The 7929-nt window shown below is 65.4% G+C and carries 9 protein-coding genes and 1 tRNA gene; 6 read left to right on the top strand and 4 right to left on the bottom strand.

What is annotated here, in order from left to right; translation table 11 throughout:
• Positions 1 to 121 precede the first annotated feature (121 nt).
• Together WDM86_22575 and WDM86_22570 are read left to right on the top strand one after the other, a co-directional pair.
• Entirely contained in the window at positions 122 to 592 is a 471-nt protein-coding gene (locus tag WDM86_22575; GenBank protein MEI9992804.1) for a DUF3828 domain-containing protein, read from the top strand.
• A gap of 80 nt (positions 593 to 672) precedes the next feature.
• Positions 673 to 1140 carry a DUF3775 domain-containing protein gene (locus tag WDM86_22570; protein ID MEI9992803.1) on the top strand — a complete coding sequence of 156 codons (468 nt, stop codon included), beginning with the start codon at positions 673 to 675 and terminating at the stop codon, positions 1138 to 1140.
• A 150-nt stretch (positions 1141 to 1290) separates the two neighbouring features.
• Here the strand turns inward: WDM86_22570 and WDM86_22565 are convergent, their stop codons facing one another.
• The 4 genes from WDM86_22565 to WDM86_22550 form a co-directional block, all read right to left on the bottom strand.
• Positions 1291 to 1713: a GNAT family N-acetyltransferase gene (locus WDM86_22565; GenBank protein ID MEI9992802.1), complete on the bottom strand. Its 423-nt coding sequence runs from the start codon at positions 1711 to 1713 to the stop codon at positions 1291 to 1293.
• A gap of 62 nt (positions 1714 to 1775) precedes the next feature.
• Positions 1776 to 2585, bottom strand: a complete 810-nt coding sequence (locus WDM86_22560) for a PhzF family phenazine biosynthesis protein (GenBank protein ID MEI9992801.1) — start codon at positions 2583 to 2585, stop codon at positions 1776 to 1778.
• An 81-nt stretch (positions 2586 to 2666) separates the two neighbouring features.
• Positions 2667 to 3563, bottom strand: coding sequence for an RNA polymerase sigma factor RpoH (gene rpoH, locus WDM86_22555; protein MEI9992800.1), 897 nt, complete (start codon positions 3561 to 3563; stop codon positions 2667 to 2669).
• 141 nt (positions 3564 to 3704) lie between these two features.
• Positions 3705 to 4718 carry an RluA family pseudouridine synthase gene (locus WDM86_22550; GenBank protein MEI9992799.1) on the bottom strand — a complete coding sequence of 338 codons (1014 nt, stop codon included), beginning with the start codon at positions 4716 to 4718 and terminating at the stop codon, positions 3705 to 3707.
• On the opposite strand from WDM86_22550, the gene WDM86_22545 reads away from it, so the two are divergent.
• The 4 genes from WDM86_22545 (at position 4708) to WDM86_22530 (ending at position 7917) form a co-directional block, all read left to right on the top strand.
• On the top strand, positions 4708 to 5034 hold the full coding sequence (locus tag WDM86_22545; GenBank protein ID MEI9992798.1) for a hypothetical protein: 327 nt from the start codon (positions 4708 to 4710) through the stop codon (positions 5032 to 5034). The two genes, WDM86_22550 and WDM86_22545, sit on opposite strands and share 11 nt — an antisense overlap.
• Entirely contained in the window at positions 5031 to 5480 is a 450-nt protein-coding gene (locus tag WDM86_22540) for a M67 family metallopeptidase (protein ID MEI9992797.1), read from the top strand. Before WDM86_22545 ends, WDM86_22540 begins: the two co-directional genes overlap by 4 nt.
• Positions 5481 to 5498: 18 nt before the next feature.
• Positions 5499 to 5573, top strand: a tRNA-Glu gene (locus WDM86_22535).
• 250 nt (positions 5574 to 5823) lie between these two features.
• Positions 5824 to 7917 carry a prolyl oligopeptidase family serine peptidase gene (locus tag WDM86_22530; protein ID MEI9992796.1) on the top strand — a complete coding sequence of 698 codons (2094 nt, stop codon included), beginning with the start codon at positions 5824 to 5826 and terminating at the stop codon, positions 7915 to 7917.
• Positions 7918 to 7929 lie beyond the last annotated feature (12 nt).

The raw sequence follows: 7929 nt of genomic DNA, 5'->3' as shown, positions 1-7929 counted from the left end.
GTTCATTCCTTTCAGAATGATCGCACCTCGTTGGGGAGGCGTGGCCCGCGTTCTATGTAGAGATTCGCTTGGGGCCCGTCAATTCCGTAACATAGGCCTGCGACACATTGGGGGACATGTCATGCGTTCGACGCTATTTGCAATTCTTTCATTTTCGTTCGCCGTCGCGTTTTCACCCGTGCAGGCCGCGACGCGGATCGACGATCCGGTGAAGTTCGTCACGCAGGTCTATGCGTCGACCGTCGGCAAGAAGCCCGAGCCCGACGACATCTACAGCGACCGGCTCAAGGCGCTCTGGGACCTCGACAAAAAGGATGCGAATGGCGAGGTCGGCCGCGTCGATTTCGACTTCTGGATGAACGGCCAGGACGGCACGGTCAGCGGCGTCAAAATCTCCAAGGTCGATGTCGACAACGCGCCGAACCGCCTGATCGTCGTCTCGAAGTTCAAGAACGAGCAGACGCCGAACGAAATCCACTTCTATTTCGAGAAGACGGCGAAGGGCTGGAAGCTCGACGATGTCCGCTCGCTTCTGGGAGATCCCTGGGTGTTGTCGATCCAGCTCAAATACGGCTGGGACGGCAGGAACTAGCCGGTTCCCGGCTTGATCTGGATCAGGCGCGGAACGGGTTCCGCGTGGCAGCGTTGGCTTGTTGTCCAAGGAGGCCTCACATGCCGACCGCCGTTCCATCGCCCGCAACGCCCGAGCCCGAACTGACGATCCCGATCGATGTCGTCAGCTATGTCGCGACCATGGCCAAGGAGTTCGACGCCAAGGAGGGAGACAGCGATCCCGATTCCGGGTCCAACGCCACCGACGATGGGGATGCGGATGTGCTTGAGGACAAACCCGGCGACACGGTGCAGCAGGAACTGCTGGAATACATCAACGGCCTGAACGAGGACTATCAGATCGAACTGGTTGCGCTTGCCTGGCTCGGGCGCGGCACCTTCGACATCGGCGAGTGGAGCGAGGCGCTGGAGACCGCGCGGCAGGAGCACAACAAGCGCACCGGGCAGTATCTTCTCGGCCTGCCGTTGCTCGGCGATTATCTGGAGGAGGGGTTGGACGCCTTCGGTGAATCCATCGTCGACATGGACGACACGCGCGATACGGCGCCGGACACCGACAAGGCATAAGAAAAGTCGACGACAGGTCTTAGCCACGTGCTCGGCCCATCGTCGGAGGCCGGAACGCAACGCTCGGCCACACGGATGTTCTGCATGGTGCAGTGCGGGATCGCGAACGCTGCGTTTGAAAGCGGTTAACGCGCGGGCGTCGAGGAACTTTCAGAGCGTCCGGTATAGAATAAGCGCGTCGACGAAACCCTGCGTCGGATGCTCGAAAGCGCCGGGCAGGCGACCGACGATTGCGAACCCGCAAGCCTGCCACAGATGCACCGCACGGGCGTTGGTGGCGATCACCAGGTTGAACTGCATGGCGCGATAGCGGCGCCGCCGCGCCTCGTCGAGCGAATGCAGGCAGAGCGCGCGGCCCACGCCGTGTCCCCAGGCCAGCGGCAACGTCATGTATCCGCAATTGGCGACATGCGCCGCCGGGCCCGTTGAATTCGGTTTCAAGTAGTAAGTGCCGACGAGCTGGCCACTCTCGTCTTCGGCGACGAAGATCGCGTGCTCCGGTTTCCACCAATAGGCGAGCGCCTGCTCGCGCGTGATGTCGCGCGGCTGGGGATAGGTTTCGCCGGCGCGCAAGGTCGGCTCCAGGATCGTCCAGATCGCCTCGTCGTCGGCGCGCGTTGCTGGCCTTATTCGGATCAGACTTCGATCTCCGCCGTCATGTAGAGTGCGCAGGGGCCCGACAATATGGTCCGGGCGCCGTCGTTGGTGCAAACCAGATCGCCGCCGCGCGGGCTGACCTGCCGCGCTTTCAGCGTGGACTTGCCAAGACGCTTGGCCCAATAGGGCGTCAACGCGCAATGCGCCGAACCGGTCACCGAATCTTCCGGCACGCCTTTCTCCGGCGCGAAGAAGCGCGAGACGAAATCATAGCCCTGATCGCCCGGCGCCGTGACGATCAGGCCCCAGAGCCCGAGCGCTTGCAGCACGCGCTGGATGTCGCCCGGCCCGGCCATGTTTCGAACGGTCGCGGCGTTGTCGAATACCGCGACGGCATAGCGGCCTTTCAGGATCGACGAAGGCTGCGGCACGTCCAGCGCCTCGGCGATCTGCTTTGCCAGCCCCGGCACGTCGAACGGTTCGACGAAGTCGGAGGGCAGCGACATCACGTGGCGGCCGTCGCGGCCGCGCTCGACCGTCAACGTTCCCGAGCGGGTCTCGAAATCGATCCGCTTCAGCTCGGACGCCAGCCGGTCGAACAGAAGCCAGGCGCTCGCCAAGGTGGCATGGCCGCAAAGCTCGACCTCGGCCTCCGGCGTGAACCAGCGCAGATGGTATTTGCCGTCGCCGGTCCGGACGAAAAACGCGGTCTCCGCGAGGTTGTTCTCGTTTGCGATTTTCTGCATCAGCCCGTCGTCGATCCAGGCGTCGAGCGGCACGACCGCCGCGGGATTGCCCCCGAAGGGCCGCTCGCTGAACGCATCGACCTGCCAAAGCTTGAATGTCATCGCACGCCTCCGAACGAAGACGTCAACACTAAGCGCATAGCGCTTTTGCGCGAAATGCACGGCAGCGCATGACGGAAATGCTTACGGCGTGGCCTCGACCGGCACCGGGCGGCGGTCGTTCAGCGAGCTCTTCATCTGCTTCTGCAGCTTCTCGAAGGCGCGCACTTCGATCTGGCGCACGCGCTCGCGGGAGATGCCGTATTTCTGCGACAGCTCTTCCAGCGTCGCCGGCTCGTCCTGCAGCCGCCGCGCCTGGATGATGTCGCGCTCACGCTCCGTCAGCTCGCCGAGCGCGCCGGTGAGCAGCGTGTGGCGCTCGCCCAGCTCCTCGCGGTCGGCCATGCGGGTTTCCTGATCCAGCGTCTCGTCCGCCAGCCAGTCCTGCCATTCGCTCTCGGAGTCGGAGCGCAGCGGCGCGTTGAGCGAGGAATCCGGACCCGACAGGCGCCGGTTCATGTCCGTCACTTCCTGCGCCGAGACGCCGAGCTGGTCGGACAGCGTCGCGATGTGCTCGCTGGTCAGATCGCCTTCCTCGATGGCGCCGATCTTGTTCTTGGCCTTGCGCAGGTTGAAGAACAGCTTCTTCTGGTTCGCCGTGGTGCCGAGCTTCACCAGGCTCCAGGAGCGCAAGATGTATTCCTGGATCGCGGCGCGGATCCACCACATGGCATAGGTCGCCAGGCGGAAGCCCTTGTCGGGCTCAAAGCGCTTGACCGCCTGCATCAGGCCGACATTGCCCTCCGCGACGATTTCGGAAACGGGAAGGCCGTAGCCGCGATAGCCCATCGCGATCTTGGCGACGAGGCGCAGATGGCTGGTGACGAGCTTGCGCGCCGCGCCGGGGTCTTCGTGTTCCTTCCAGCGCTTGGCGAGCATGTACTCCTCTTCCGGCTCCAGAAGCGGGAACTTCCGGATTTCGGAGAGATATCGGGACAGGCCGCCTTCGCCCTGAAGGACCGGCAGACCGCGGCTGCTCATTTTCGAACCCCTTTCCTCCGCCGGATCGACGCCCAAGCGCATCGTTCGGCGGCTGCGTGGCTCATCCTACAACGCCCGAGCCCGCAGTTGGACAGCGCGCCCCTTTAGAAGAGTCGCGACGCTTGGGATAGATGGGAACAATTAAGACTTTTTCAAGCCTCTCAAAGCCTCCACCAGCGCCGCCATGTCGGCCGGCCAGGCCGACTCGAACCGCAGGGTCCTGTGCAGGCTAGGATGCTGAAAACCCAGGATATAGGCGTGTAGGGCCTGGCGTGGGAAGTTCGTCGCCGCGGCGAATGCCACCTCCTCGGCAGGGGTTTTCGGCCGCGGCGCCTGCCGCGCCCTTCCGTAGGAGGGATCGCCGACCAGCGGGTGTCCCAGATGGGTCAGATGCACGCGAATTTGATGGGTCCGCCCGGTCTCCAGCCGGCATTCGATCAGGCTGGCGAAAGGCCGCGCCGGGTCGCCGAAGACCTCGACCACGCGGTAGCGCGTGCGCGCCTCCTTCCCGCCGCCGCGCAGGACGGCCATGCGCTTGCGGTCGAACGGATTGCGCCCGATCTGGCCTTCCACCATGCCCTCGCCGGCGCGCGGCGCGCCCCAGACGACCGCGTGATAGGCCCGCTCGATCGTGTGGTTGGCGAATTGCCGGGCAAGACTCGTCATGGCGCGCTGGTTCTTCGCCGCGACCAGCAGGCCGCTCGTATCCTTGTCCAGCCGGTGCACGATGCCCGGCCGCGCCTCGCCGCCGACGCCTTGCAGCGAGGCGCCGCAATGGGCGATCAGGGCGTTGACCAGCGTGCCGTCCGGATTGCCCGCCGCCGGATGGACCACCAGGCCCGCCGGCTTGTCGATCACGATCAGGTCGGCGTCCTCGTAGACGACATCGAGCGGGATGTCCTGGCCCCGCGGCCGTGCCGGCTCGGGCGGCGGCACGGAGACCGTGTAGGCCTCGCCCGGTTTGACCCTGTAATTGCCGTCTCTTATCGTTTTACGCGTATGGGTGACGGCGCCGCCGTCGATCAGTTGCTGAAGGCGCGAGCGGCTGATATCGCCGAGCGACGCGGCCAGGAACCGGTCCAGCCGCCAGCCTGCCTGATCGTCGCCGACCACCGCGCGGCGCGGGGCTTCCTCGGAGGATTTGGTGTCAGACATTGAAGCGCCGGCCGATCCCAAGAGCACGATGAGCTATCGCGCGGCGAAGCTCGCCGTGATCGTGCTGTCCGCGCTTATCATCCTGGCGCTCGTGGGGCTAGTCGTGGGCATGGCCCTGAAGTTCTCGGGCCATTCGCCGGGAAGCCCGCCGGCTGCGGGCGCGGCGTTCGTCCTGCCGCCCGGCGCCCGGATATTGAGCGTACAGACTGAGCCCACCCGCCTCGTCCTACAGCTCCGCTCGAACAAGGGCGACGAGATCGACATCGTCAGCCTTGAGGACGGCCATCTGATCGCGCGGATCGGGCCGCGGCCGTGACGCCGCTCGACCTTCCGGCCAGTTTGCGCGCGCGGATCGAAAGCGAAGCCTGGGCCGCCGTCCCGGGCGAATGCTGCGGATTGCTCGAGGGCACGCGCACCGGCGGCGGCATTGCGGTCGCTGCGCTGCATCCGGCGCGCAATCTTGCCGGCGCCGACGACCGGTTCGAGATCGATCCGGCGGACCATTTCGCCGCCCTACGCGCCGCGCGGACGAACGGTCGCGAGATCGTGGGCTGCTATCACTCTCACCCCGACGGCCGTCCCGGGCCCTCGGGGCGCGATCGAGACGGCGCCGCCGTGGCGGACTTCGTCTGGCTCATCGCCGCCGTGGCGGCCGGGGGCGATGCCGCAATCGGAGCCTATCTGTTTGATGGAAATGTGTTTCTGCCGCTCGATCTTTCGGATGGCACATCGCTTGATCCGGCGCTTGTCGCAAGGGTATAAGCGCCGCCTCGACCGCATGCTCCCATCGTCTAGCGGTTAGGACGCGGCCCTCTCAAGGCTGAAACCCGGGTTCGATTCCCGGTGGGAGCGCCATCCCCCGGATGGGGACAGTTCGTGTCCCATTTCGTCCGACATCTGTAACTCCGCCGATTTTCGGATGCTTCGATCCCGCATCCGCCAGCCGCTCCCGATTGGCGGTTTGGTCCCGCATGCGTAAACTCGAAATCGGTCGGATGGGGACGCGGGCGCCATGGTGCGAAATTTGGATCGGCGGCAATTGCTTGGCCATGGAGGCGCTCTTGTTGGGTTTTCTTTTCTCTCGCCAATTGCTCGCGCGGCGAACATGACGACAGCCATTCCGCCGGCGCCCGTGGCGCGCATTGCCGTCGTTCACGACACCTATTTCGGCGAGACGCTGAGCGATCCCTATCGCTGGATGGAAAACGACAAGGACCCCGATTGGCTGCCGTATCTCAAGGCGCAGAACGAGCATACGCGCGCGATTCTCGATCGGTTGCCGCATCGCGATGAACTGCTGACGCGCATCCAGGAACTCTCCGGCGACATCGTTCTGACCGGTCGCGTCCAGAGGGTTGGCGGACGCACCTTCTACCAGCAGCGGCCGCTGGGCGCGGACAATTATAAGCTTTTCGTCCGCGAGAACGGGCGCGATCGGGTTCTGATCGATCCGACAGCCATGAGCGCCGCCGGTGTCGGGCACTATTCGCTCGACTGGTGGCGGGCCTCTCCGGACGGCAGCCACGTCGTCTATGGGGTTTCGAAAGACGGCAGCGAGGATTCGCTCCTGCACATCCTTGTCGCGGCGGACGGCAGCAACCTGTCCGAGACAATCGCCAACACGCAGGCGGCCACTCCGCAATGGCTCGATGACGGCAGCGGGTTTTTCTACAACCAGCTGACCGGCGCCGTCGATACGCCCGACCGTTATCTCGACAGCCAGGCCCGCTTCCATCGCCTGGGTACCGATCCGGCCGGCGATCCGGTTCTGATGAAGCGGGGGCTTGTGGCCGAGATCGCCTTCGAGAAGATCCAGGCGCCGTATATCCTTACCTTCCACGGCGCGGACCATGCGTTGCTGATATTGTCCGATGTGCGTCCGGAATCGCGCATGTTCGTCGCCCCCGTGGCCGACGTCCTCGCAGGCCGGGCGACGTGGACCGCCGTCGCCGACTTCGCCGACGAGGTCACGGCGGCCGATATCGACGGCGGCGACCTCTATCTTCTGGTCAACAAGGACACGCCACGCGGCCGGATCGTGCGGACCTCGCTTGCCGCACCCGGCATCGCCGCCGCCACGGTGGTGGTGCCGCAGGGTGAACAGGTGATCGAGGACATCGACCGCGCCAAGGACGGCCTCTATCTGCAGATCATGGATGGCGGCATCAGCCGGCTTCGCCGACTGGGCCCCGACGGCAAGGTGACGGAGATCGCGCTCCCCTTCGACGGCACGTTCGGCGCGGTATACGCGGATGCCCGCGATCCGGGCGTCCTGTTGCAGCTCTCGGGCTGGCTGACGCCGACCGGCGTGTGGTCTGTCGATCCGGCGGGCCTTGTCGCCGATACCGGACTGACGCCGCGGCCGGCCATCGATGTCAGCGCCTATGAGGCCAAGCGGTTTTTCGCCACCGCACGCGACGGCACGAAGATTCCCTACAGCCTCATCTACCGCAAGGGACTGAAACTCGACGGCAGTGCGCCGGCCTTCATTTCCGCTTACGGTTCCTATGGCGCGGCCGCCTACACGCCCAATTTCCAGCAGCGGCTGTTCGCGCTGATGGATCAGGGCTTCGTCGTCGGCTATGCCAATGTGCGCGGCGGCGGCGAGTACGGCCGCGAATGGCACAAGGCGGGCCAACTCGCCAACAAGCCGAATACCTGGCGCGATCTGATCGACGTTTGCGAAGACCTTTGCGCCAAGCGCGTCACGTCGCCGGCGCATCTTGCGATCGGCGGACGTTCCGCCGGCGGCATCACGGTCGGCCGCGCGCTGACCGAACGGCCGGATCTCTTTGCGGCGGTCATCGACGGGGTCGGCTGGTCCAACCCGCTGCGCTATGTGGTCGAGCAGAACGGCTATGGCGAAGAACCCGAATGGGGCGCGATCTCGGACGAGGCGGGTTACCGCGCGCTCAAGAGCATCGACAGCTATCAGGCGGTGACGGACGGTACGGCCTATCCCGCCGTCCTTCTGACGACCGGCGTGACCGATCCGCGCGTCGCGCCTTTCCATGCGGCCAAGATGACGGCGCGGCTTCAGGCGGCCACGCGTTCGGGCCTGCCGGTCCTGCTTCGCGTGGATTACGACGCCGGTCACGGCATCGGCTCCACGCGCGCCCAGCAGGATCGCGAAGCCGCCGACACCTATGCGTTTCTGATCTGGCAGACGGCGGGAAAAGGGCGCGCGGCGCGCGCGTGAAACGCGGCGGGC

Source organism: Rhizomicrobium sp. (genome assembly GCA_037200045.1).
In the GTDB taxonomy this organism is placed as follows: Bacteria; Pseudomonadota; Alphaproteobacteria; order Micropepsales; family Micropepsaceae; genus Rhizomicrobium.
The sequence above is the reverse complement of the archived record's forward strand: the minus strand, read 5'-3'. Positions and strand labels throughout refer to the sequence as shown.